This is a genomic window from Acinetobacter sp. SwsAc4 (assembly GCF_013391535.1).
Taxonomy (GTDB): Bacteria; Pseudomonadota; Gammaproteobacteria; order Pseudomonadales; family Moraxellaceae; genus Acinetobacter.
Window position 1 is genome coordinate 1 of sequence record NZ_JACAXC010000027.1, and the last position, 23,587, is coordinate 23,587.

Here is a 23,587-nt window from a genome sequence, read left to right on the forward strand (position 1 = left end):
TCCACTTTAGATATTTGTTTAAGATGAGATGTAACTCATTGAAATGTGTCATCATATTCGTCGTCAGAAAACAAGTATTATGCCATTATTTCAATGAGTTGTCTTTTTTTGTCGTGTACAAAGAATAAAGTTAAAGGTGAGTTGGAAAACTACTTAAAAAGCTTGTCGATGTATAAGCTCTCAATTTTTCAACCTTCACTCTTAATTGGTAAGCGTAGTGAAGTACGAGTTTTAGAAGATGTGGCACAAACGTTATTTAAATTGGTCGAAAAAACTTGGACCAAGCCGTTTAAATATAAGCCTGTAACCGCAGAACAATTGGCGCATACTATGCTAAATGCAGCTCAAACTCAGACAGCAGCATTCAAGCTGTACGATAATTTGAGTATACAACAAACCCAATAATGGAGATTTTTCAGTGACTACGATTCCTTTTGTAACTTGCGACTTGTTAGATGATAATCCTGAGAAAGATTTACAGGTCGTAACACCATCATTGGACGGTAAATTTTTTAAAAGTTATGGTGCGCGTAAAACCTTTGGTGGGCAGGTTGTAACAGTCAAGTGTTTTGAAGATAACTCACGAGTAAAAGAGCTATTGGCAACTGATGGTGCAGGTAAGGTGCTGGTTGTAGATGGTGGCGCTTCTATGCGTTGCGCCCTGATGGGTGACTTGATTGCTGAATCAGCGGTGAAGAACCAATGGAATGGCGTGGTGATTTATGGCTGTGTACGTGATGTGGATGCAATTGCGGAATTAGACTTGGGTGTGCATGCATTGGCTGCAATGCCGCAAAAAAGTAATCGTAAAGGCATAGGTGAAGTAGACATCACATTGTATTTTGGTGGTGTGACCATTAATTCTGGCGATTATATCTATGCAGATAATAACGGAATTGTGATTGCCAAAGAAAAACTAGTCGACTGCTAAAAGGATAACAGTATGCTTAAAATGGTGAGCCATCAGTTTAAAGTTTTACAATCAGTAGCTGCAACACTTATCGAAGGTGGGCGTGGTGTGTCAGGAACACCATTTCCGAATCAGCCTGAAAAACCAATCAAGCTATATGAATTTGAAGGTTCACCATTTTGCCGACGTGTTCGTGAAGTTATTACGCTTCTGAATTTGGATGTTGAAATCTATCCATGTCCGAAAGGTGGTGAAAAATACCGTCAAATCGTAAAGCAAAAAGGTGGGAAAAAGCAGTTTCCATTTTTAATTGATGAAAATACAGGTGATCAGTTATACGAATCACAAGACATTATTCATCATTTATTTAAGCATTATGGAAAAACGGGACAAACTCCAAAGAAATATAGTCATTATCCTAAATTGCCGTATGTATCGACTTTGGCTACTGTTGCAAATGCAGCACGTGGTGTATGGATTAACAAGAAAATTGTTAATCGAGCAGCACCAGAACAATTACTTGAATTGTGGAGTTTTGAAGGAAGTCCCTATACACGATTGGTTCGTGAAGTTCTGACTGAATTGGAAATTCCGTATATTTTGCATAATGTTGCGAAAGAACGTTGGCAAGATATGGGTCCTGCGATTTTGCGTTTAAAACCAGGAAAATATATTCCACTACCAAATGGTAAGCGTGAAAAGACTGTTGAAGTGATGGGACGAGATATTCAGGTTCCGTATTTGGTTGATCCGAACACAGGCGTGAAAATGTTTGAGTCAGCTAAAATTGTTGAGTACCTCAAGAAGCAGTACGGATAATAGAATAAATTGTAAAAAAGCATCTTTTAGAAGATGCTTTTTTTATATATGGAGTCTAGCAGTTGCTTTAATGATTGGTTTAGCGGTTTAATAGGCTCGAAATAGCCATATGATCAATTCCAAAATGTTAAGCCAACTAACGAACCTATTCAAAAGTTCAAAGGAAACACCTGAACAGTTATTCCTCAAAGAAAATGACTTGGTTTTTGATAGTCGCGGTGCAATTTATAGGGGCATCGTTTTGAATGAGTTAGGATTTCGTCTGGAATATTTCTCAAATCGAAAATTAGATCGATTTGATGATCTAGAGAAACTGTTTAGGATTGCACCACAAATTAATGAAAAAATTGATTTAGAAATTCATTCGCAACGTTTTGTAGAACGTTTGGGGAATACAGAAGAAAATCTCAAAGAGTTCAAAGAAATGATCAAAATTTTGAATGATTATTATGTGAAATTTCAAAGACCAAGATAAGCCAATATGTCCTTATGAATAGTAGTATAAAAAAAGCTGAATCAGATGATTCAGCTTTTTTGTGGGTAATCTAGCAATTATTTTTCAATAATAGCAGTTACACCTTGACCACCAGCAGCACAGATCGAAACTAAGATACGACCTGAACCTTTTTGGTTTAAGATTTTCGCAGCAGTCGCGATGATACGACCACCAGTAGCAGCGAATGGGTGACCAGCAGCTAAAGAAGAACCTTTAACGTTTAACTTGCTACGATCAATTGAACCTAAAGGTGCATCTAAGCCTAAACGCTCTTTACAGAACTTCTCATCTTCCCAAGCTTTCAAAGTAGAAAGTACTTGTGATGCAAACGCTTCATGGATTTCGTAGTAGTCGAAGTCTTGAAGTTTAAGGCCAGCACGCTCAAGCATACGTGGAACTGCATAAGCAGGAGCCATCAATAAGCCTTCTTTTTTACCAACGAAATCAACCGCAGCAGTTTCAGTGAACGTCAAGTAAGCAAGAACTTCGTGACCATTTGCTTTAGCCCACTCTTCAGAAGCTAAAAGTACGCATGAAGCACCGTCAGTAAGTGGAGTAGAGTTACCCGCTGTCATTGTTGCAGCTTCGCCTTTACCAAATACTGGTTTTAATTTTGCTAATTTCTCAGCAGTTGAGTCAGCACGTAAGTTGTTGTCACGGCTTAAACCTAAGAACGGTGTGATTAAGTCATCGAAGAAACCTTCTTCGTATGCTTTCGCCATTTTTTGGTGAGAAGAAGCAGCTAAAGCATCTTGATCTTCACGAGTAATACCCCATTCAAGAGCAGTGATTGCTTGGTGATCCCCCATTGAAAGACCTGTACGTGGCTCACCATTTTTCGGTGCATCCATCAAATCTTTAACATTGATTTTTTTCAATGCTTTCAGGCGGTCTTTACCTGTTTTAGCGATGTTCAGCTCAAGCAAAGCTTTACGTAAACCGTCACCCAATGCAATCGGTGCATCAGATGTGGTATCAACACCACCTGCAATACCCACTTCGATTTGACCCAAAGCAATTTTGTTTGCAACAAGGAAAGCTGCCTGTAAGCCAGTACCACATGCCTGTTGAATGTCATAAGCTGGAGTTTCTGGTGCAAGCTGAGTATTTAAAACACACTCACGAGTCATGTTGAAGTCACGGCTGTGTTTTAATACCGCACCTGCAACCACTTCACCTAAACGTTGGCCTTGTAGGTTAAAACGCCCCACTAAGCCGTTTAATGCTGCGGTGAACATATCCATGTTTGAGGCAGTGAAATATGCGCCGTTTGAACGAGCGAATGGAATACGGTTACCGCCAATAATGGCAACACGGCGAACAGTGTTTTGGCTCATGCTTTTATCCTGTTGAACAGAAGGTTTGGTTGTTTTAGCTGTTGCTGCTTTTGTAGATGTAGAAGAAGCAGTGCTTTTTGTACTACGACTGGTAGAACGAGGACGAGTCGTTTTAGTTGTCGTACTTGCTGCTTTAGGAGTTGCGTCAGCACTTTTACTTGGAGTAGAAGTTGCTTTTGATGTATTTGACACAGTCTCTTGAGCAGAATTCTCGACTGCTGGATTTTCTTGAGTTGTTTTGCTCATAAGGCTTTTCCAAGCATAATTGCGATATTCTTACTATAACCATAGCATATTTCCAGTACTGCTGTATTGACTAGAATGACGCTTTAGACCACATTCAGGTCAAGACATCCAGACATGAAGTCAAGTATGATTTATTGTGAGTCAATCAAACATTGGTTTCATGTTATTTTGCTGACATGGTTTAGATGTTTGTAAAAATTCATTTGTATGAGAGATAATAATCATGACCGATCAATACCAAGCATTTACACAATCACCTTTGGGTAAATTTGTTGTAAAAAATTTAGGTTTACCATCACCAGTTAGCTTAGATCGTTTTGTAAGTGCCCAACCTGTTGTAAATGGTGCCGTATTGCTTGGCGCAGCACCTTCAAGCACAATTTCTGCTGCTATTGCTCAAGTTCTTAGCAATATCCATGCAGATAGCTACGTAGGCAATAATGTTGAATTACAACAAACTGCTGCAAAAGTAGGTTTAAACCTTCGCCCTTTAAATGCAGATGATAAAGAATCTAAGTTTAAAGCAGTCGTATTTGATGCTTCAGGTATTCAAGATTCTGAACAGTTAAAAGCGTTGTATAACTTCTTTAATCCAATCGCACGTCAAATCTCAAGTTCTGGTCGTGTAATTGTAATTGGTACAACACCTGAAACAGCTAAAACCGTAAAACAAGCGATTGCTCAACGTGCGCTTGAAGGTTTTGTAAAGTCTGTTGGTAAAGAATTCAAAAAGGGTATCACTGCTCAAGTGGTTTATGTAGATCAAGGTGCTGAAGCAAACTTAGAGTCTACTTTACGTTTCTTAATTTCACCACGTTCTGCTTATGTATCTGGTCAAGTGATCCGTATTTCTAAAGCAGAAACAGTGAAATTAGATTGGGCTAAGCCACTTGCGGGTAAAACTGCAATCGTAACAGGTGCAAGCCGTGGTATCGGTGAAGCAATTGCACAAGTATTGGCACGTGATGGCGCACATGTGATTTGCTTAGATGTTCCTCAACAACAAGCTGATCTTGAGCGTGTTGCGGGTTCAATTGGCGGTTCAGTATTGGCAATCGATATTACTGCTGCTGACGCTGGCGAGAAAATCAAAACTGCTGCGGCTAAACAAGGCGGTTTGGATGTCATCGTTCACAATGCAGGTATTACTCGTGACAAAACTTTGGCAAACATGAAGCCAGAGCTTTGGGATCTAGTCATCAACATTAACTTGTCTGCAATTGAACGTGTTAACGATTACTTACTTTCTAATGATGGTTTAAATGCAAATGGTCGTATCGTTTGTGTATCATCAATCAGTGGTATCGCGGGTAACTTGGGTCAAACCAACTATGCAGTGTCTAAAGCAGGCGTAATTGGTTTGGTTAAATTTACTGCACCAACATTGAAGAATGGTATTACGATCAACGCGGTTGCACCAGGCTTCATTGAAACTCAAATGACTGCTGCGATTCCATTTGCGATTCGTGAAGCTGGTCGCCGTATGAACTCAATGAACCAAGGTGGTTTACCTGTAGATGTTGCTGAAGCAATTGCTTGGTATGCTTCTACTGGTTCAACAGGTGTGACAGGCAACGTTGTTCGCGTATGCGGTCAAAGCTTGTTGGGCGCTTAAGCGTTAAAAGTTTTGAAGAGGGGGTGCTTGTGCATCCCTTTTTTATAAAAATATAGAAAGGTTCATTATGAATACACGCCATTTTAGTCAATTACCAAAGCCTTACTTAGCTTATCCAAAAGTTATTCAAGGTTTAATTTTTAAAAAGCCAAAAGGTGAAAAAGTATTACCACAAGTTGAATATGTGGTAGATACGCTTAACATTGATGCAAAACACTTAGAAAGCTATAACGAAATTTGTGGTTTTAAAAATGATGGTTTTGTACCAGCAATTTATCTAGCAGTACTGTCGCAAAGTCTGCAAATGCATATGATGACCAGTGAAGCGTTTCCATTTGCGATTTTAGGATTGGTGCATATCCGTAACCAAATCAAACAAACTCGTAAAATCGGTGTGAATGAGCAAATTACGTTGTCATGTAAATTTGGCGAACTTCAGCCACATGATAAAGGCTTACAATTCGATTTCATTACAACTGCCAAAGTGGGTGGTGAAGTGGTGATGGAAAGTTTAACGACTTATTTATCACGTCAAAAAACTGAGAAAAAAGCTTCTGAAAAATCGAAAGAATCTAAAGAGCCTGCATATCAGCCAAAAGCAGAATGGAATATTTCTGAGAATACGGGTCGCCGCTACGCATTGATTTCAGGTGATTTTAACTTGATTCATATTCATGCAGTCACAGCCAAAGCATTTGGTTTTAAACAAGCGATTGCACATGGCATGTGGAGTAAGGCAAAAGCTTTGGCGAGTATTGAATTACCAGTTGCTTATGAAGCAGATGTTTGGTTCAAGTTGCCGATGTATTTACCATCAACTGTTGAGTTTTTAACAGCTGCTGAATCAAAACAAACTGATTTCTTGATTCGTAACGTTAAATCTAAAAAGCCGCATGTTGCGGGAACAGTGAAAGCACTTTAATACTGAATCGTATGGTTGAGTCAGCCCTTTTGTTCGCAAGAGGGTTATTCTAAAAAATATAAATATCATAAGGACATGTGCATTGATTAAAGAGATTTTATTTGCCGATACGCATAACTATCATGGCAAGGTTGATCATCGTTTTATTGATCTAGCAATCCAATTCAGCCGTTTGCAAGATGCACGAAGCCATCAGGGTGGTGCTGCGTTGGTGGTTTATTTCCAAGGTCATAAAGTTGTCGATATTTTCACGGGTAAAAAATCTCAAGATCAAGATTGGCAAGCAGATACTTTGTCGATGTGTTATTCGACAGGTAAAGGAATTTTAGCAACGCTTGCACATATTTTAGTAAGTGAAGGCTTACTGGATTACGATACGCCAATTGCACATTATTGGCCTGAGTTTTCCCAAAATGGCAAAGCCAATATTACCTTGCGTCATGTGTTGTCCCATCAAAGTGGTTTGTTTGATATTCGCAATTTGATTGATACAGCAACGGAAATGTTGGATTGGTCGCATATGTTAGAGCTAATGGCTGCTGCTACACCTCGTTTTGCAGCAGGACAAAGTTTTGCTTATCAACCGCTGACCTATGGTTGGCTCGTAGGTGGGGTCATTGAAAAAGCAGCGAAACAGCCTTTAAGTTGGTTAATGCAGCGTTATCTGGTGCAACCACTTGAGTTGAATGGTGCTTATTTTGGTGTGCCTGCTTCTGAACTGGATCGGGTTGCTCGTTTACTGGAAAAACCTAAAAAACCATCTGCACCAAAGCCACAAGTTAAAAAAACTGATTCACCACGCAAAGCCTCATTATCAGAAAAGTTCTTAGAACTTTCAGGACAAAGCCCTCAAGATTTCCAAGATGCGATGATTCCAAAAGGCATGCGTAGTTTTAGCTTCTATAGTGATGCAGGCCTACAAGCCGTGATTCCCGCCGCCAATGGGGTGTTTACAGCAGATAGTCTTGCTAAAGTTTATGCAATGCTTGCCAATCAAGGGCAGTGGAAAGGTCAACAATTTATTCGTCCAGAAGTATTTAAGCAGTTAAGCACCGTACAATCTAAAGCACGTGATCGAGTGATGCCAATTCCAATGCATTGGCGTTTAGGCTATCACCGTATTTTGACGATGGGCAAACGTGCGCCACATGGTTTTGGACATATGGGCTTTAATGGTTCAGGTGCATGGTGTGATCCTGATCGTGAACTCAGTTTCGCTTATACGCATAATTTTAGTACCACTTCTCCAACAGGCGATTATCGTTTATGGGGCTTGAGCCAAGAGACGCTCCGCTGTGCCGATGCAATCTTAAATGGGCGGAAAGGCTGGTTTTAATTTGATCTGGTGTAATGAGGCTGCATATAGTAAATAATAGCCTCCAATGACCTGAAAAAATACCTTATCTCAATAAGCTTAGATAAGGTTTTCTAAGGAATCTTAAGTTCGAAAGCACGTAAGATCTTGCATAACTGAATCATGGGTAGACCCATCAACGTAGTTTGATCGTCACCAACCATTTTCTCAAATAAGCTAATCCCTAAGCTTTCACACTTAAAACTGCCTGCGCAATGTAACGGTTGATCAATCTCGATATAACGCTCAATTTCAGCAAGCGTCAATTGGCGAAATTTCACTTGGTAATGCTCAACCAGTGTTGTTTCAAAGCCAGATTGCAAGTGCTGAACACTGAGAGCGGTGCTAAAAAACACGATTTTCCCTGAGTTTTCTTGTAATTGTTGAATAGCATTTTCAACACTTAAAGGCTTACCAATGAAGTCATATGGTGCGTGTTCACGCCAAGCGACTTGATCAGAACCAATGACAATCGCATTGGGATTCTGTTCAGCAATGACACGTGCCTTCTCATAAGCCAGACGTTTAGCCAAATCATCGGCATGTAATTCACCCATTGCAGATTCATCAATATCAGGTGAAATACAACGATAGTCCAATCGTAAACGATCCATCAAGTCTTTACGAGTTTGGCTGCTCGATGCCAAAATCAATTCAAATTGATTCATTAGACCGCATATTCCACGAGAATATTCAGTGGCACATAATGCAAAACCGCGTTATGGCATGCATTCAACTTAATCGGTGGAGCATGACCTGCTTCGTATGCTTCAACCCAACGAGTCACACAAATACACCAAAAATCACCTGGTTTTAATCCAGGGAAACCCACTTCTGGTAAAGGTGTAATTAAATCATTCCCAACTTTTTGTGAAAAATTTAAAAAATCTGACGTCATTTGCGCGCACATGGTGTGCTGACCTAAATCCGTGACCGCTGTATGGCAAAAACCATTACGGAAATAGCCCGTGATTGGGTCAAAGCAACAACTAGATAAAGGTTCGCCAAGAACATTTAAACGATTAATTTTTGGATCAGGATGAATAGACATAAGAATACAAAGATTTAATGACGATGATTATGATAATCAAAAGTGAAATTTTAGACAGCTTTTCTGCAAAAAAACTCACCTTTATTTTAGAGAATCATTTAAAATTGTGCCGTTTTTAAAATCAACTAGAGAGCCATCCATGAATTTTCAGCGCATGACGGACCTTGATTTAGCAGGTAAACGTGTTCTTATTCGTGAAGACTTAAACGTTCCTGTAAAAAATGGGGAAATTACCAGCGATGCACGTTTACGTGCTGCATTACCAACAATCAAAGCTGCGTTAGATAAAGGCGCTGCGGTAATGGTATTTTCTCATCTTGGTCGTCCTGTAGAGGGTGAGCCAAAGCCAGAGCAATCACTTGCACCAGTTGCAGCTTATTTAAGCACTGCATTGGGTCAGGATGTTAAATTATTTACTGATTATTTAGATGGCGTTGAGGTTGAAGCGGGTCAAGTGGTATTACTTGAAAATGTACGTTTCAATCATGGCGAAAAGAAAAATAAAGAAGAGCTTGCACAAAAATATGCAGCACTTTGTGATGTATTCGTTATGGATGCATTTGGTACTGCTCACCGTGCAGAAGCGTCAACAGAAGGCGTGGCACGTTTTGCTAAAGTTGCTGCTGCTGGTCCGTTATTAGCCGCTGAATTAGATGCGCTAGGTCGAGCAATGCAAACACCTGAAAAACCAATGGTAGCAATTGTTGCGGGTTCTAAAGTATCAACAAAACTTGATGTATTAAATTCACTTTCTAGCATTTGTGATCAATTGATTGTGGGTGGTGGTATTGCTAATACATTCCTTGCTGCTGCTGGTTTCAATGTTGGTAAATCTCTCTATGAAGCTGATTTAATTGACACTGCAAAACAAATTGCTGCAAAAGTAAGTGTTCCATTACCAACTGATGTCGTTGTTGCTGACGCAACTCAAATCGACTTCAGTGACTTCTTAGGTTCTTTGGCAAATGCTCAAGCAGTTGTTAAGAAAGTAGAAGATGTTGCAGATACTGACATGATTTTAGATGTTGGTCCTGAAACTGCACAAGCTTTTGCAGAAATCTTAAAAACATCAAAAACGATTCTTTGGAATGGTCCAGTAGGCGTATTTGAAGTTGATCAATTTGGTGAAGGGACTAAGACGCTTTCATTGGCAATTGCTGAATCTACTGGTTTTTCAATTGCAGGCGGTGGTGATACATTAGCAGCTATTGATAAATATGAAGTAGCTGATCAAATCGGTTATATCTCAACGGGTGGTGGTGCATTCTTAGAATTTGTAGAAGGCAAAACATTACCTGCGGTGGCTGTGTTACTTGAGCGTGCTTAAGTCAGGTTTAGCTTCTGTTATATAACAAGTGATTAAAAAAAGAGTCGATATCAATCGGCTCTTTTTATTGTGTCATTAAAATGTCATATATTTGCAATATAATCGTCATCAACTTAACCAAGTAACTGTGGAAAGCCGTGATGAAAATGAAATTAACCCTTGCCGCTTTAATTATTGCTCCAATCATGTTGACTGCATGTGGAAAGAAAGAAGAAGCAAAAAATGTTGAACAGCAAGAACCAGTAGCTTCAGAAGTATCAGCACCGACTACGCCAGAGCAACAAGCTGCGATCAACGCAATTGATAAGCCAGAATTACAAGATAAGAAGAATGCTGAAGCAGTAAGCCCAGCTTCAGAAGAGGCTGCGAGCGAAGCTCACTAAGCTGAATGTAATAAAAAAGCCGATATTAATATCGGCTTTTTTATATTTATGAATTTGCTTTGCAATAGAAAGTAAGCGTTGTTTGATAGTCATCATCTTTGGCTAATGATGCATTTTTACCTGTAATCGTTCCAAGTACACCCGCAGCAGCTTCCACCAATTTGCCTGTTTGTTCATCGACTACACCTTTTAAAACGCCTTGATATGCAGTTTTCTCATCAACCACGACTGGTGATGTATTTCGGGTGCAAGTTTTTTGAGCGGCACTAATGGCATTATTTTTAGCGATCAAATTGGTTTTACCAATTCCCGTCACTTCATATTGATTATTTTCTTTTTGAATCGCTAAGGTGTTGGTCGGTGTTGATGCACAGGCGGTGAGCACGAGTATCAAGCCACCTAATAAACTCATGATTAACGTTTTTTTCATTGCTTGTTCTCAAGTAGTTACCTCATTGGATTATTTGAACATATTATTTTTAATTGCTTTTGCAGGTTATGTACAGTTTGTAGTAGCACTCTGTTAAATTTCTCAAATTGATGATTAAGCAAGGATTAAACGTGGTAGAAATCAGTTAGATTATGCTAATCTAAACAAATCCTTGTGTTAGTTAGATTCATGTCAATGACGGACTCAAATATAGAGACAATTCATCAAAATATTCATCAACGTCAATCTATTGGGCAATTAATTGAGCCAGCACCGAATACAAAACAACTCGAAAAAGCGGTACAAGCAGCATTAACTGCACCCGATCATCATCGTTTAAAACCAACCCGTTTTGTGGTTGTAACACCTGAGCAACGAGCGGCTTTTGGTGAGTTTTTAGCAAATGCTTTAGCTGATATGGGCGAAAATGACCCTGCACAATTAGAAAGAGTGAAGCATCATCCATTTCGCGCGCCACTTTTGGTTTTAGCACTTACGACAATTCAGGATCATCCGAAAGTCCCGCATTTTGAACAAATTTTAAGTACGGGTGCAGCCATTCAGAACTTTTTATTGTCTTTGCAAGTACAAGGTTTTGCGAGTATGTGGCGTTCTGGTGCAGTTGTAGAATCCAATTGGCTTAAACAACAGTTGGGCTTAAAAGAGCAAGATTTGATTTCTGGTATTATTTATATTGGAACAGCTGCTAAAACGATTGCACCTCGTGCAGAAATAGAGAGTCAAGATTTTTTAAAAATATGGCAACAAGTTTAATCTTATTGATGAATGATTAAAGAAAGAAATTGGTTTCAGGAAAAAAAATGACAGAGTTAAAATTTAGTGATTTAGTTGAGCCTGTGGCTGTAGATCAAAAAACAGCATTAAGAATTACGGTATTAGGTGGTGGAAGTTTTGGTACAGCAATGGCAAATTTAGCTGTACGCAATGGTTGCGATACCATGATTTGGATTCGAGATGCGGCTGTAGCAGAAGAAATTAATCAAACACATATTAATAAACGTTATTTACCTGATTATCCATTAGAGCCAGCTTTGCGCGCTGTTGCTGATTTAGAATTAGCAGTAAGAGATCGAGATATTATTTTGGTCGCAATTCCTAGTCATTCATTTCGTGATGTTTTAAAACAAATTGCGCCGTTTATTACAGCCCAAGCAGTAGTTTCATTAACCAAAGGCATTGAAGCAAAAACCTTTAGTTTTATGAGTGAAATTATTCGCGCAGAATTACCAGAAGTTCCTTATGGTGTTTTATCAGGTCCTAATCTAGCAAAAGAAATTATGGCAGGCATGCCATCAGGAACAGTGATTGCAAGTGAATCGGAATTGGTTCGCTATGCGGTACAACATGCTTTGCATAGCGCATTGTTCCGTGTTTTTGGTAGTGATGATGTACACGGTGTGGAACTTGGTGGTGCATTAAAAAATATCTATGCAGTTGCCATGGGAATGGGCGCAGCTTATAACATTGGTGAAAATACCAAGAGTATGATTTTGACCCGTGCTTTGGCTGAGATGAGCCGTTTTGCAGTCAAGCAGGGTGCGAATCCTTTGACTTTCTTAGGGCTTTCTGGTGTAGGTGATTTATTCGCAACTTGTAATAGTCCATTAAGTCGCAATTATCAAATTGGTTTTGCACTCGGTTCAGGCAAAACACTTGATCAAGCAACCAAAGAGTTAGGTCAAACAGCCGAAGGGATTAATACCATTGTCCAAGTACGTGCTAAAGCACAAGAACTGGATGTTTATATGCCGATTACCAATGCCTTATATGAAGTTATTTTTGAAAATGCGCCACCAATGACGATCGCTTTATCATTGATGAAAAATGGTCATCGTAGTGATGTAGAATTTGTTTTACCACATCATGAAGTTTAATCAGAAAACTGTCATCAATCATTGTTAATATATAGGTATAAATAATAAGGTCGTTATATGCAGTTAACTTTAGTACGTCACGGTCAAGCATCTCCAGCAATCAATGGTAATGATACTCAACGCCCATTAACAGTGCGTGGACATCAACAAGCTGAGCAAACAGGACATTTTTTAAAAGATGTCATTCAGCCTGAAATTTTTATTGTTAGTCCGCTATTACGTGCCCAAGAAACTTTGGCACACATCAAAGCTCATTTTTACGGCATTCCTGTTTTAATTTGCGATAAAATTAAACCTGATGATGATGCTAAAGATGCAATTGAATGGTTATCTAAATTACCCTATGAATCTATTGCTGTGGTCTGTCATATGAATGTTGTGGCACATATCGCAGAGCAATTGACCCATGAGAATTTTAATCCGTTTGCATTAGCAGAAGCACGTATTTATGATCAAGCTGTGATTGCTAATGGTTTATCAACACAAAAGAATCGTTTTATACCAACACTATAATTTATATATCCGCGATAGGATAAGGGTACTGAACACCGATGCTGTATATATGGATGCCCGAAACCAATGGAACATGGTATTGGTCGGCAGGGGAAAATTGGTTGCAGGCAAATAGTCTTGAGCAGTTGATTCAGGACTTACAAGTGCATAATGGAAAAGAGGCAGTGGTCTATTTTCCAAGCCGTAATGCGCAAATCTTGCAACAGCCTATGACAAAAATGCACTACAAGCAGTTAGGGCAAGAAGGGCTTAAATACTTATTAGAAGAATATGTAACTTTGCCAATCGATCAAATGAAGGTGGTTCATCATTTTCAAAATGATCAGCTTAGTGTGATGGGCGTGGCTCATTCCACAGTTGAGACATGGCAACATGCGCTTAGTCTTTTGCCAATTCAAATTGCAGCGTTCTTACCTGATTTTCTAATTTTGCCAACGCCAGAAGAAAACCAAGTGGTGATTGCAAACCTCTATGATCACTTATTGGTAAGAGAATCGGAATGGTCTGGTAATTCATTGGATGACTTGGGATTATTCCTTGAGTTTCAAACACCTGAAACGAATTATAAGCTGGCAAATCTTAGTTCAACTGAATTAGAAACAGTTATGGCTGCTTCAACCCAAGATCAATACACTGAATTTAGTTACCAATTTCAGCCCTTGGCAAAGGCAAAACAGCATCCATTTAATGTTTTGCCAAAATCCAAGAATGCAGAAGTTCAGTGGTCAGGTTATTGGAAAGCTTCAGCATTGGTTTTGGTTGCCGTCATTTTTGTTCAATTGGGTTATGACGCTTTACGTTGGTCTAAACTAAAAAAAGTGGCTGATCAGACATCGGCTCAGGCGATAGATCAATATAAATTGTGGTTTGGTGAAAATAGTCGCGTTACTGAGCAAAACATTAAAAGTCAGTTCGAAAGTCAATTACGAATGAGTCAGCTGGGTGATACACAAGCACTTTCGCTGTTGAGTCGAGTAGGACCGATTTTAATGCAGAAACAGATCATTGCTCAGCAAGTCAATTATGATGCTTCGACTTTAGCAATGTCATTAAAAGCTAAATCTGCAGATGACTTACAAGGATTAACTCAACAATTAAACCAACAAGGTTTCCAAGCTGAATTGGGTAATGTGCAAGCAGATTCGATTGGTGCGATTGGGGTGGTAAAAGTAAAATAATGAAAGCATTAACAAGTCTACAAAATAGTTTCGATCAAAAAATTGAAACCTTAAATCAATATTTACAGAGCTTATCTGTACGTGAACGCGTGATGGTAATTTTCACAACAGTTTTTTTAGTTGTTGTGATTATTGGTTTTGCATTATGGAAAATGCATGCTTTGGCCGAGCAACAGCAAAAACGTTTAAATGAATTAAAAGATTTAATGGTTTGGATGCAAAGTAATGCAGTAACAATGAAACCTGCAAATGATCTGGAGCTATCAGCAGCAGATAAAATTCAACGTACGGCACAACAACAAGGCTTATCGGTTTCTTCACAGCAGAATGGTGAGCAAATTCAAATTGTCGCTGAACATCAAAATTATGCTGTTCTTGCAAACTTCTTAATGCAACTCTCTCAAATGGGCTTAAGTATCCAGAAAATGGACTTGGTCTCAAATAACAATCAAATCAAGTTAACTGCGACCGTGCAATAACTATATAGGAGCTTGAAGCTCCTTTATAGTTATAGACTCATCATGATTAACTCTGAATGACTCTAATGATGGTTTGACCACGCTTGGACTGAACATCCATGACAGAATGAATTTGCTCAAGACGAATTCTCATGCTACGCAAACCAATATTGACATTTGAACTATTCATTTCACCGACATTAAAGCCGATACCATCATCTTCAATCTCTAAAATAATTTTTTTAAGATCAGAAAAATACAAACGAACAATGACTTTTTTGGCGTAGCTATGTTTGATGACGTTGGTAAGTGCTTCTTCTGTAATCCGCAATAATGTCAAACATTCCAATGCACTAGGTTGTGAATGCCAAAGTTCTGCAAAATCCCAAACAGAGACTAAGATTAAAAATCTGAATAAAACCAGAAAATTGTTTAATCAAGAAGCACTAAAGCAAAGACTCTACAAAATAAGCCTATGTCAAGCATGGTGTTTTGTTGAGCCTATGCCTATAATACGGCTACTTGAAAAATCAGTAGACTGTGATTGGTATGTTATATTCATTGGCTCGCCCTTTGTTGTTTACTTTGGCACCAGAGCGTGCACATGAACTCACACTTTCTATGCTCGATACAGCGCATAAATTTGGATTGATGCATCAGAAAACTGCACATAAACCAGTGAGCTGTATGGGTATCGAGTTTCCAAACCCTGTTGGTCTTGCTGCTGGTTTAGATAAAAATGGTGCGCACATTGATGCTCTAGCTGCTTTGGGTTTCGGTTTTATTGAAATTGGTACTATTACACCACGTCCACAAGCAGGTAATCCTCAACCACGTTTATTTCGTATTCCAGAAGCGAAAGCAATCATCAATCGCATGGGATTCAATAATGACGGTGTTGATCAACTGATTGAAAATGTTAAAGCTGCTAAGTTTAAAGGCGTTTTAGGAATTAACATTGGTAAAAATGCAGATACTGCCGTTGAAGATGCGGTTTCTGATTATTTGATTTGTTTAGAAAAAGTTTATAATTACGCATCATATATTACAGTTAATATTTCCTCACCGAATACAAAGAATTTACGTAGTTTACAAAGTGGTGATGCACTTACAGAGCTATTACAAACTTTGAAACAACGTCAACTAGAACTTGCTAAAGAAAATAATCATTATGTTCCTTTAGTACTCAAAGTAGCGCCAGATTTAACGCCTGAAGATATTACATTTATCGCTAAACAATTATTGAAATTTAAGATTGATGGCTTAATTGTTACCAATACAACATTAGGGCGAGAAGGCGTTGAAAATTTGCCAAATGGTAATGAGGCAGGTGGTTTGTCGGGCGCACCCGTTTTTGAAAAAAGCACCGAATGTTTACGTCAGTTCGCCGATGTTTTAGATCGAAAAATTCCTTTAATTGGTGTCGGGGGAATTGTTTCAGGTGAGCAGGCCGTAGAAAAACAAGAGGCGGGCGCGAGTCTCGTTCAAGTATACAGTGGCCTTATTTATACAGGCCCAACACTAGTAAAAGATTGTGTTAACGCGATGACTGTGTGACATGAACACACTTGATATCATCATCCTGATCATCTTGCTCATTGGAGGGCTGAACGGTTTGCGTCAAGGATTTATTAAAGCCTTTGCGAACTTGATCGGGTGGATATTCGCATTGGTCATTGGGGCTAAATACGCGGTCATTTGGGCACCTGCGATGAGCAGTCTAAGCCAAGACCCAGTTGTGCAAAAAATTGCTGCTTTTGCTTTTATTGTATTAGTCATCGTGATTTGCACGTGGGTGATTACCGCATTCCTGAATGGGCTCTTGAAAAGTTTAAAATTGGGCCCATTAAATCGTCTAGCAGGCGGTGCATTTGGTTCACTAAAAGGTTTATTAATTGTCTTGATTGCGATGCAGGGTGTCGGTCCTTGGGTGAATAGTTCACCACATTGGAAACAATCAAAATTTGTACAGATCTTATTGCCATACGCGCCATTAGCGACTGAAATATCAAAAGATGCTGCAAATGAAGCGATATATCAAATGACATCTGAAGGTGCGTTATTACATCGCCCTTCGACTGAAATGGAGGAGTCAGAACGTGCTTCAGTAGATCAACGTTCTGATCATTCAACGAAAAATCCTTTTTATTAATTGGGGTTAAACCCCGTTCCTAGCTTGTCGCGAGGTTGCTATGTGTGGAGTTGTTGGGATTGCCGGTAAATCGCCAGTAAACCAAATGTTATTTGATGCCTTGACGATGTTACAACATCGAGGACAAGATGCAGCAGGGATTGTAACTTGCCATCAAGGGCGTTTATTCCTCCGCAAAGATAATGGTATGGTGCGTGATGTATTCCATACCCGTCACATGCGTGCTTTGCTTGGTAACTATGGGATAGGACATGTTCGTTATCCAACAGCAGGTTCGTCAAGTAGTGCTGAAGCACAGCCGTTTTATGTAAACTCTCCATATGGTATTACCCTTGCACACAATGGTAACTTGACCAACGCCGCAGAAATTCATGATGATCTGTTTAAAACAGATTTACGTCACATGAATACTGATTCTGATTCTGAAGTCTTACTCAACGTATTTGCACATGAGTTACAGAAGATCGGTACACTCAACCCAACGCCAGAAAATATCTTCCACACCGTATCTCGTGTTCATGAGCGTTGTAAAGGTGCTTATGGTGTTGTTGCGATGATCACAGGTCATGGGCTTGTTGGTTTCCGCGATCCAAACGGGATTCGTCCTTTAGTTTACGGTTCTCGTGAAACTGAACAAGGCACTGAATATATCATTGCCTCTGAATCCGTTGCGATTACAGCGCTAGGTTTTAAAGTTGAGCGTGATATTGCACCAGGTGAGGCAATTTTCATTAATTCAAATGGTGAATTGTTTACCAAACAATGTGCAGTAAATCCAGAATATCGTCCATGTATTTTTGAATATGTGTACTTTGCTCGCCCAGATGCAACAATTGATGGCATCTCAGTTTATAAAGCTCGTTTAAAAATGGGTGAAAAGCTGGCGTATAAAATTTTGAAGGAATGGGGTGAAGAGCACGATATTGATGTGGTCATTCCAATTCCAGATACCAGTCGTACTTCAGCATTAGAATTGGCTAATATTTTGGGCGTGAAATTCCGTGAAGGTTTTATGAAAAACCGTTACATCGGACGTACCTTCATTATGCCAGGTCAACAGCAGCGCAAAAAATCAGTTCGTCAAAAGCTAAACCCAGTTGAGCTTGAATTTAAAGATAAAAATGTACTGTTAGTGGATGATTCGATTGTACGTGGTACAACGTGTAATGAGATTATTCAAATGGCACGTGATTCTGGCGCGAAGAAAGTATTCTTTGCTTCGGCTGCACCTATGGTGAAATATCCAAACGTGTATGGTATCGATATGCCAGCAAAATCTGAATTAATTGCTTCAGATCGTACAGTTGAAGAAATTCGTGAAATTATTGGTGCAGACCGTTTGATTTTTCAGGATCTTGAAGATTTGAAAAATGCGGTTCGTACCAGTAAAGTGCCTGATCTGAGAGAGTTTGATTGCTCTGTTTTTGATGGAGTCTATGTGGCTGGTGGGATTGATAATGACTATCTGATTAATCTCGAGCAGAAACGTAATGATTCAGCAAAAAAGAAAGCAGATGGTTATATTGATGTAAATATCGATGCTTCTTCTGTTGATTTAACAGGTATTAGAGAAGAGTAAGCATTTAAATCTATAGAAAAGCGGGAAATTCCCGCTTTTTTATTTTATGATATTTAAGGTTTCGAAGCCTCTAAGATCAACAATGTAATCGGGAAAATTTACATTGAAAGAAATGAGCCATTATTTAATTGAAAATAAAAATATTGCATGGTCGGTAAGTTTTTGCTTGCTCGCTATGTTGTCGACAGTTTTTATTCTCAATTTGATTTTGGGGTTGGTCGTTCATTTCTTTGACTACACTCAACCCATTTGGTGGCATGTTCTTAGTCCATATTTCATCTTTCTTTTATTCTTTGTGATGATTTGGTCGGTTGGTGCTGAGCTGTATGTTTTGCGTGAGGGCGGTCATTCACTGGCAAAACAATTAAAAGCACGACGTCTTGTTTTTGATGAAAGCACGCCTGAAGAAAGTACCGCATTAAAAGTCGTAGAGCAGGTTGCCCAAAGTTTTAAAATAGATACACCCGCTGTTTATGTACTTCCTGATGAAGTGGGGGTCAATGCTTTAACAGCAGGCTTCAAATCTCAAGATATTGTCATTATTTTAACGTGGGGTGCTTTACAAAATTTGGATGAGCTAGAGCTATATGGCTTATTAAGTTATGAATTCAACCAGATTTTATCAGGCGAAGCAGTCGAAAATACCAAATTAAAAATCTTATACAGTGGTTTAACCACCTTTAGTCAATGGGGGAGTAAATTAGCTCAAGCAGGCTACAATCCTTATGCAACCTCTTATCGAAACAAATTCGAAACTATTTTTGTTGCGATTGGTGGAGTGATTTGGCTGATTGGTAGTTTAGGCATCTTAATAACGCGTTTAATTAAATATTTGACCTTAAGTGGGCGAACCTTTCGTAATGACCTGAAAACTATGCGTTTGATGAATAATAATGCCAATATTCAAACCTTGTTACGTATCTATGTCCACCATTCAGGGTCGCAAATTCATAGTGCGTATTCAGAATCGATTTCACATATGTGTTTCGCAAATTCTCTTAGTCCGCAAAGTTGGATGAATATTCATCCAAGTATCAAAGATCGAATTTATGAACTAAATCCTACTTTGCTACAGGATTTGCAATTAGAAAATTTAAAAAAGCTACGTAATCGTCCTTTGTTTAGTCTGTTTCGTTCTTTGGAAGAAGAAATGACAGATATGACATTACCTTGGAGTTCTCCACAGCCTTTACCTTTATTACGTTTATCACCGATCAGTTTTGCCTTAAATGATGCAATTAAGCCTTTAAATTCTGAAATGCGGAAGAATAAAAAGCGCCCAGAATTGATACAAAGAGCGATGCAAACGGCGACAGGTTCAAGGGAAGTGATGGTTGCGATTTTGATGATTCGTCAATATCGTGAATTCATTCCTCAAGAAGCCGCTGTAAGTCATGCAATCGTAGATTCTTTATTGAATTTAGATGGTCGTATTCATGTTCAAATCTTCCATGATGCCTGTAAGAATATTGGACACATGCCGACAAGTATTGCTCGTCAATTTTTGACTAAATTGGCTTGTATTATTCAAGAAGACGGTGAAGTGGGTTTGCTTGATGCTTTATTGTTGGAGAGAGTAAAGCGTGAACTTAATCTTATGCCTGCACATTTACCAACATCATTTGAAGATGTGAAAGCACAAATTGTGCATTTAATTGATGCTTTATTGCATGTACAACAAATTAATAGTCCAAATCAGCTTGAGGTGCGTGAGCGAATTCTTCAGCAGATTTTAGCACCTGAAGAAATGCAGATTTATGCAGATATTTCTGATGAACCACTTGATTTAGCAGAAATTTTAAATGATGTTTCAGGCTTATTATTACGTGATCGCCTCAATATTTTAGCAATTGCAGAGCGATGTTTATGGAGCGATCGTATCATCACGCAAGATGAATTAGATGTTTTAGAGTTGCTTTATTGGCGTTTAGGATTCGATACACGTGAAGTTGTTGAACAAATGCAAAAGAAAAATAGTTTGATGATTATTTAATAATAAACTCGTATTAGAGCTAAAAAGATCAAGCTTAAAACGTTACGTGACAATCACATAAAATGATTTAATTTCAAGGTAAGCTTGCCTTTTATTTTAATCTTGAATTACCATTTTTTGAGTAAGTTATGCAGCATATTGAAATTTTAAAGGCTTTATTTTTAGGGTTTATTGAGGGTTTGACCGAGTTTTTACCGATTTCAAGTACGGGTCATTTAATTTTATTTGGTCACATGATCGACTTCCATTCTGACGATGGGCGTGTATTTGAAGTTGTCATTCAGCTTGGTGCAATTTTGGCTGTCTGTTGGTTATACCGACAAAAGATTTTTGATTTGGTTAAAGGTTTTTTTAGTGGTGATTCAGAAGCGCGTCATTTTGCTTTTAGCGTTTTAATTGCTTTTTTTCCTGCTGTCGTGATTGGTATTTTTGCAGTCGATTTTATTAAAAGCGTCCTATTTAGTCCACTTGTGGTCGCAATTGCACTGATTGTTGGTGGTCTGATTATTTTCTGGGTTGAATCCAAGAATTTTGATCATAAAACAACTGAAGCGACAAAAATTACTTACAAGCAAGCTTTTTTAGTCGGTTGTGCACAATGTGTTGCGATGATTCCAGGGACTTCTCGTTCTGGTGCTACCATTGTTGGAGGAATGTTCTCAGGCTTGTCTCGTAAAGCGGCAACAGAATTTTCTTTCTTTCTTGCGATGCCAACGATGTTGGGGGCTGCAACTTTTGATCTTATTCGTAATGCGGATGTATTGACACAAGATAATATGTTGAATATCGGGGTTGGTTTTGTTGCTGCTTTTATTTCGGCATTATTGGTGGTGAGCGCATTAGTTAAATTTGTTGAACGCCACACTTTACGTGTATTTGCTTGGTATCGGATTGTACTGGGTATAATTTTATTATTTGTTTTTCTATAAAAATAAAATCTCCCTTTTAGAAAAATTACTAAAAGGGAGAGATTCTAAGTTAAAATTCTTATTCTTTATTTCTTTTTTCATGTTTAGAACTGGTTCGATTGTAAGATGACAATAGCTAAAATGAATGCCCGAGATTTAATCATTGATTTACTGTTAGGGCTACAAGGTCGTGAGATCTCGATTAAACAAATTATTATCGCAGCGAAGCTTTTTGAGATTAGCGAAAATAGTATTCGTGTCGCAGTAACCCGATTATCTAGTGATGGGGTGATTGAAGCGATTGAGCGGGGTATATATCAATTTACGGCTAAATCACACGAATGGGCCGATGTAATGTTGAACCGTAAAAACGGAATTAAACAAACAAAACAATGGGATCACCAATACTTAGCTGTCTTTACGGGTGAATTAGGGCGGGTTGATCGTACAGCTTTAAACCGCCGAGAACGCGCATTAAAGCACTTCGGTTTTAAAGAGTTAGAACAAGGTATTTATATTCGCCCTGATAATTTAGCCATTTCTTTTAAAGAGGTATTTTTGGGATTACAAGCTTCTGGCTTAGAAAAAAGCGCCAAAATTTGCCAAATTAATCATTTCGACACCACAACATTAAATAAAATTCCGAAGCTTTGGCCCACTCAAACACTTAACCAAAACTATAAAAAATATAGTCAAATGATTCAAAAGTGGTTGGAGACAGTTGAGCAATTAAGTTTAGATATTGCTGCTAAAGAATCGCTATTGCTTGGTCGGCAGACCATTTCTTTGCTGATGAATGATCCATTATTGCCTGAGGATTTTGTTGATGTTCATTTACGTGATCAATTTGCGTTAAGTGTTCAGCAATTGGATCAGACTGGACTGGAATTGTGGCAACGATTCTATGAAATTAGTTTAGTATAAATATTACTAAAAAATTAATTTTAATGTATTGACAGAAATATTACTTAATCTAAAATAAAAATTATATTTATGTATCTATGAAAATAAAAAATTGTAGGGTAGGGATATGAATACACGTACATCAATAAGTGATTTGTTCACCAGAGAAGAAATCACAGAATTGACAACAAAGTCAGATTTACACGGTAGTTGGGCTGTTTTATCAACTTGGGCAGTCATTGGTGGAACCTTCGCTGCGGTTGCCAGTACATGGGAGTATTTACCTGTCTGGGGCAAATTACTGATGTGTATAGCTGCATTGGTAATATTAGCGGGTCGTCAACTTGCGCTTGCAATCATTATGCACGATGCTTCACACCAAAGCTTGTTTAAAACCAAATGGCTGAATGATATTGCCACTGATTGGCTTTGTGCTCGCCCAATCTGGAATGATTTAAAGAAATATCGTGCCCATCATTTACGCCATCACAGTAAAACTTCTACCGTAGAGGATCCTGATCTGTCTTTGGTAGAGGGTTTTCCAACTTCGAAGAAATCGTTAATGCGTAAGTTTTTCCGTGATGTTTCTGGAATAACAGGATTAAAATTCGCACTTGGACGAGTGCTTATGGATGTTGAGAAAATGGAGTGGACGGTATCTAACGACCGTCGTTGGATTTCTCAAGAGGGACGCCATTGGGTCGACTATCCAAAAGCATTTCTAAAAAATAGTGGTGGTGCAATAGCAACAAATGCTGCTTTGTTTTCAATATTATGGGCAGCCGGTCATCCTAAATTGTATGCGCTTTGGATATTGGCATATTTAACACCATTTCCATTATTTTTACGTGTTCGTTCGATGGCAGAACATGCAGGTATGCCAACCAGTAATAGTGCATTAACCAATACACGGTCTACAAAAGCAGGTTATATTGCTCGTGCTTTAGTTGCACCTATCCATGTCAATTTCCATAAAGAACATCACTTAATGGCAACAGTTCCATATTTTAAGTTACCTAAAATGCACCAGATGTTATTAGAGCGTGGGCATGTTCCTGAGCCTCCTAGTTACTGGCAAGTCTTAAATGAACTTTCAGATCAAGCTGATTAAATGTTTG

The 23,587-nt window shown here is 38.6% G+C and carries 25 protein-coding genes and 1 pseudogene; 21 read left to right on the forward strand and 5 right to left on the reverse strand.

The window, feature by feature from the left end; translation table 11 throughout:
* Window positions 1-123: 123 nt before the first annotated feature.
* The 4 genes and pseudogenes from HYG88_RS11985 to HYG88_RS12000 all read left to right on the forward strand — a co-directional run.
* Window positions 124-405: pseudogene (locus tag HYG88_RS11985) on the forward strand (nucleoside-diphosphate sugar epimerase); the annotation flags it as partial.
* 13 nt (window positions 406-418) lie between these two features.
* Entirely contained in the window at window positions 419-931 is a 513-nt protein-coding gene (rraA, locus tag HYG88_RS11990) for a ribonuclease E activity regulator RraA (protein ID WP_005160760.1), read from the forward strand.
* 12 nt (window positions 932-943) lie between these two features.
* Entirely contained in the window at window positions 944-1,729 is a 786-nt protein-coding gene (locus tag HYG88_RS11995; protein ID WP_005160757.1) for a glutathione S-transferase N-terminal domain-containing protein, read from the forward strand.
* A gap of 124 nt (window positions 1,730-1,853) precedes the next feature.
* Window positions 1,854-2,204 (forward strand): hypothetical protein, encoded by a 351-nt coding sequence (locus HYG88_RS12000; protein ID WP_005160754.1) that lies wholly within the window; start codon window positions 1,854-1,856, stop codon window positions 2,202-2,204.
* A gap of 77 nt (window positions 2,205-2,281) precedes the next feature.
* On the opposite strand, the gene HYG88_RS12005 is transcribed toward HYG88_RS12000, so the two are convergent.
* On the reverse strand, window positions 2,282-3,808 hold the full coding sequence (locus HYG88_RS12005; protein WP_005160752.1) for an acetyl-CoA C-acetyltransferase: 1,527 nt from the start codon (window positions 3,806-3,808) through the stop codon (window positions 2,282-2,284).
* Window positions 3,809-4,031: 223 nt separating this feature from the next.
* On the opposite strand from HYG88_RS12005, the gene HYG88_RS12010 reads away from it, so the two are divergent.
* The 3 genes from HYG88_RS12010 (at window position 4,032) to HYG88_RS12020 (ending at window position 7,681) form a co-directional block, all read left to right on the forward strand.
* The gene (locus HYG88_RS12010; protein ID WP_178883182.1) at window positions 4,032-5,423 is read left to right on the forward strand and encodes a 3-oxoacyl-ACP reductase; all 1,392 of its coding nucleotides are present in this window, start codon (window positions 4,032-4,034) and stop codon (window positions 5,421-5,423) included.
* A 67-nt stretch (window positions 5,424-5,490) separates the two neighbouring features.
* Window positions 5,491-6,345: a MaoC/PaaZ C-terminal domain-containing protein gene (locus tag HYG88_RS12015; protein WP_005160746.1), complete on the forward strand. Its 855-nt coding sequence runs from the start codon at window positions 5,491-5,493 to the stop codon at window positions 6,343-6,345.
* A gap of 82 nt (window positions 6,346-6,427) precedes the next feature.
* A complete protein-coding gene (locus tag HYG88_RS12020; protein ID WP_178883183.1) occupies window positions 6,428-7,681 on the forward strand; it encodes a serine hydrolase in 1,254 nt (417 codons plus the stop codon).
* 92 nt (window positions 7,682-7,773) lie between these two features.
* Here the strand turns inward: HYG88_RS12020 and HYG88_RS12025 are convergent, their stop codons facing one another.
* Window positions 7,774-8,367, reverse strand: coding sequence for a nucleoside triphosphate pyrophosphatase (locus HYG88_RS12025; protein ID WP_178883184.1), 594 nt, complete (start codon window positions 8,365-8,367; stop codon window positions 7,774-7,776).
* On the reverse strand, window positions 8,367-8,750 hold the full coding sequence (locus HYG88_RS12030) for a DUF2237 family protein (RefSeq protein ID WP_004680899.1): 384 nt from the start codon (window positions 8,748-8,750) through the stop codon (window positions 8,367-8,369). Before HYG88_RS12030 ends, HYG88_RS12025 begins: the two co-directional genes overlap by 1 nt.
* Window positions 8,751-8,889: 139 nt before the next feature.
* Here HYG88_RS12030 and HYG88_RS12035 point away from each other — a divergent pair, with 139 nt between their 5' ends.
* Both HYG88_RS12035 and HYG88_RS12040 read left to right on the forward strand, forming a co-directional pair.
* Window positions 8,890-10,077 (forward strand): phosphoglycerate kinase, encoded by a 1,188-nt coding sequence (locus HYG88_RS12035; RefSeq protein ID WP_087547133.1) that lies wholly within the window; start codon window positions 8,890-8,892, stop codon window positions 10,075-10,077.
* Between the two features lie 140 nt (window positions 10,078-10,217).
* Window positions 10,218-10,460 (forward strand): hypothetical protein, encoded by a 243-nt coding sequence (locus HYG88_RS12040; protein ID WP_005160734.1) that lies wholly within the window; start codon window positions 10,218-10,220, stop codon window positions 10,458-10,460.
* Between the two features lie 46 nt (window positions 10,461-10,506).
* Here HYG88_RS12040 and HYG88_RS12045 read toward each other — a convergent pair whose 3' ends face one another.
* Window positions 10,507-10,890: a hypothetical protein gene (locus HYG88_RS12045; RefSeq protein ID WP_005160731.1), complete on the reverse strand. Its 384-nt coding sequence runs from the start codon at window positions 10,888-10,890 to the stop codon at window positions 10,507-10,509.
* Window positions 10,891-11,085: 195 nt separating this feature from the next.
* Here HYG88_RS12045 and HYG88_RS12050 point away from each other — a divergent pair, with 195 nt between their 5' ends.
* The 5 genes from HYG88_RS12050 to gspM are packed head-to-tail and all read left to right on the forward strand — an operon-like array spanning window position 11,086 to window position 14,955.
* Complete coding sequence (locus tag HYG88_RS12050; RefSeq protein ID WP_034602709.1) at window positions 11,086-11,664, forward strand: nitroreductase; 579 nt, start codon at window positions 11,086-11,088, stop codon at window positions 11,662-11,664.
* Window positions 11,665-11,711: 47 nt separating this feature from the next.
* Window positions 11,712-12,785 (forward strand): NAD(P)H-dependent glycerol-3-phosphate dehydrogenase, encoded by a 1,074-nt coding sequence (locus HYG88_RS12055; protein ID WP_004661512.1) that lies wholly within the window; start codon window positions 11,712-11,714, stop codon window positions 12,783-12,785.
* 57 nt (window positions 12,786-12,842) lie between these two features.
* Complete coding sequence (locus HYG88_RS12060) at window positions 12,843-13,298, forward strand: histidine phosphatase family protein (RefSeq protein ID WP_005160718.1); 456 nt, start codon at window positions 12,843-12,845, stop codon at window positions 13,296-13,298.
* Between the two features lie 38 nt (window positions 13,299-13,336).
* Complete coding sequence (gene gspL / locus HYG88_RS12065) at window positions 13,337-14,476, forward strand: type II secretion system protein GspL (protein WP_005160709.1); 1,140 nt, start codon at window positions 13,337-13,339, stop codon at window positions 14,474-14,476.
* A complete protein-coding gene (gene gspM / locus HYG88_RS12070; protein WP_005160707.1) occupies window positions 14,476-14,955 on the forward strand; it encodes a type II secretion system protein GspM in 480 nt (159 codons plus the stop codon). The genes gspL and gspM overlap by 1 nt, the downstream gene beginning before the upstream one ends.
* Before the next feature lie 46 nt (window positions 14,956-15,001).
* On the opposite strand, the gene HYG88_RS12075 is transcribed toward gspM, so the two are convergent.
* Window positions 15,002-15,274, reverse strand: coding sequence for a sensor histidine kinase (locus tag HYG88_RS12075; protein WP_005160705.1), 273 nt, complete (start codon window positions 15,272-15,274; stop codon window positions 15,002-15,004).
* Window positions 15,275-15,483: 209 nt separating this feature from the next.
* Between HYG88_RS12075 and HYG88_RS12080 the strand changes: the two genes are divergently transcribed.
* The 7 genes from HYG88_RS12080 (at window position 15,484) to HYG88_RS12110 (ending at window position 23,580) form a co-directional block, all read left to right on the forward strand.
* Window positions 15,484-16,491 (forward strand): quinone-dependent dihydroorotate dehydrogenase, encoded by a 1,008-nt coding sequence (locus HYG88_RS12080; protein ID WP_005160703.1) that lies wholly within the window; start codon window positions 15,484-15,486, stop codon window positions 16,489-16,491.
* Window position 16,492: 1 nt separating this feature from the next.
* Entirely contained in the window at window positions 16,493-17,086 is a 594-nt protein-coding gene (locus tag HYG88_RS12085; protein WP_005160691.1) for a CvpA family protein, read from the forward strand.
* A gap of 40 nt (window positions 17,087-17,126) precedes the next feature.
* Window positions 17,127-18,665: an amidophosphoribosyltransferase gene (gene purF, locus HYG88_RS12090; RefSeq protein WP_005160688.1), complete on the forward strand. Its 1,539-nt coding sequence runs from the start codon at window positions 17,127-17,129 to the stop codon at window positions 18,663-18,665.
* Window positions 18,666-18,768: 103 nt separating this feature from the next.
* Window positions 18,769-20,658, forward strand: coding sequence for a M48 family metalloprotease (locus HYG88_RS12095; protein WP_171063562.1), 1,890 nt, complete (start codon window positions 18,769-18,771; stop codon window positions 20,656-20,658).
* 128 nt (window positions 20,659-20,786) lie between these two features.
* The gene (locus tag HYG88_RS12100; protein ID WP_005160682.1) at window positions 20,787-21,587 is read left to right on the forward strand and encodes an undecaprenyl-diphosphate phosphatase; all 801 of its coding nucleotides are present in this window, start codon (window positions 20,787-20,789) and stop codon (window positions 21,585-21,587) included.
* Window positions 21,588-21,692: 105 nt separating this feature from the next.
* Window positions 21,693-22,490: a PaaX family transcriptional regulator C-terminal domain-containing protein gene (locus tag HYG88_RS12105; protein ID WP_005160665.1), complete on the forward strand. Its 798-nt coding sequence runs from the start codon at window positions 21,693-21,695 to the stop codon at window positions 22,488-22,490.
* A gap of 106 nt (window positions 22,491-22,596) precedes the next feature.
* Entirely contained in the window at window positions 22,597-23,580 is a 984-nt protein-coding gene (locus HYG88_RS12110; protein WP_005160663.1) for a fatty acid desaturase family protein, read from the forward strand.
* The last annotated feature ends 7 nt before the right edge of the window (window positions 23,581-23,587 follow it).

Coding starts and splice junctions, on each gene's coding strand:
- HYG88_RS11995 (WP_005160757.1), top strand. CDS start 944: ATGCTTAAAATGGTGAGCCATCAGTTTAAAGTTTTACAATCAGTAGCT.
- HYG88_RS12000 (WP_005160754.1), top strand. CDS start 1,854: ATGTTAAGCCAACTAACGAACCTATTCAAAAGTTCAAAGGAAACACCT.
- HYG88_RS12005 (WP_005160752.1), bottom strand. CDS start 3,808: ATGAGCAAAACAACTCAAGAAAATCCAGCAGTCGAGAATTCTGCTCAA.
- HYG88_RS12010 (WP_178883182.1), top strand. CDS start 4,032: ATGACCGATCAATACCAAGCATTTACACAATCACCTTTGGGTAAATTT.
- HYG88_RS12015 (WP_005160746.1), top strand. CDS start 5,491: ATGAATACACGCCATTTTAGTCAATTACCAAAGCCTTACTTAGCTTAT.
- HYG88_RS12025 (WP_178883184.1), bottom strand. CDS start 8,367: ATGAATCAATTTGAATTGATTTTGGCATCGAGCAGCCAAACTCGTAAA.
- HYG88_RS12030 (WP_004680899.1), bottom strand. CDS start 8,750: ATGTCTATTCATCCTGATCCAAAAATTAATCGTTTAAATGTTCTTGGC.
- HYG88_RS12035 (WP_087547133.1), top strand. CDS start 8,890: ATGAATTTTCAGCGCATGACGGACCTTGATTTAGCAGGTAAACGTGTT.
- HYG88_RS12040 (WP_005160734.1), top strand. CDS start 10,218: ATGAAAATGAAATTAACCCTTGCCGCTTTAATTATTGCTCCAATCATG.
- HYG88_RS12045 (WP_005160731.1), bottom strand. CDS start 10,890: ATGAAAAAAACGTTAATCATGAGTTTATTAGGTGGCTTGATACTCGTG.
- HYG88_RS12050 (WP_034602709.1), top strand. CDS start 11,086: ATGACGGACTCAAATATAGAGACAATTCATCAAAATATTCATCAACGT.
- HYG88_RS12055 (WP_004661512.1), top strand. CDS start 11,712: ATGACAGAGTTAAAATTTAGTGATTTAGTTGAGCCTGTGGCTGTAGAT.
- HYG88_RS12060 (WP_005160718.1), top strand. CDS start 12,843: ATGCAGTTAACTTTAGTACGTCACGGTCAAGCATCTCCAGCAATCAAT.
- gspL (WP_005160709.1), top strand. CDS start 13,337: ATGCTGTATATATGGATGCCCGAAACCAATGGAACATGGTATTGGTCG.
- gspM (WP_005160707.1), top strand. CDS start 14,476: ATGAAAGCATTAACAAGTCTACAAAATAGTTTCGATCAAAAAATTGAA.
- HYG88_RS12080 (WP_005160703.1), top strand. CDS start 15,484: ATGTTATATTCATTGGCTCGCCCTTTGTTGTTTACTTTGGCACCAGAG.
- HYG88_RS12085 (WP_005160691.1), top strand. CDS start 16,493: ATGAACACACTTGATATCATCATCCTGATCATCTTGCTCATTGGAGGG.
- purF (WP_005160688.1), top strand. CDS start 17,127: ATGTGTGGAGTTGTTGGGATTGCCGGTAAATCGCCAGTAAACCAAATG.
- HYG88_RS12100 (WP_005160682.1), top strand. CDS start 20,787: ATGCAGCATATTGAAATTTTAAAGGCTTTATTTTTAGGGTTTATTGAG.
- HYG88_RS12105 (WP_005160665.1), top strand. CDS start 21,693: ATGACAATAGCTAAAATGAATGCCCGAGATTTAATCATTGATTTACTG.
- HYG88_RS12110 (WP_005160663.1), top strand. CDS start 22,597: ATGAATACACGTACATCAATAAGTGATTTGTTCACCAGAGAAGAAATC.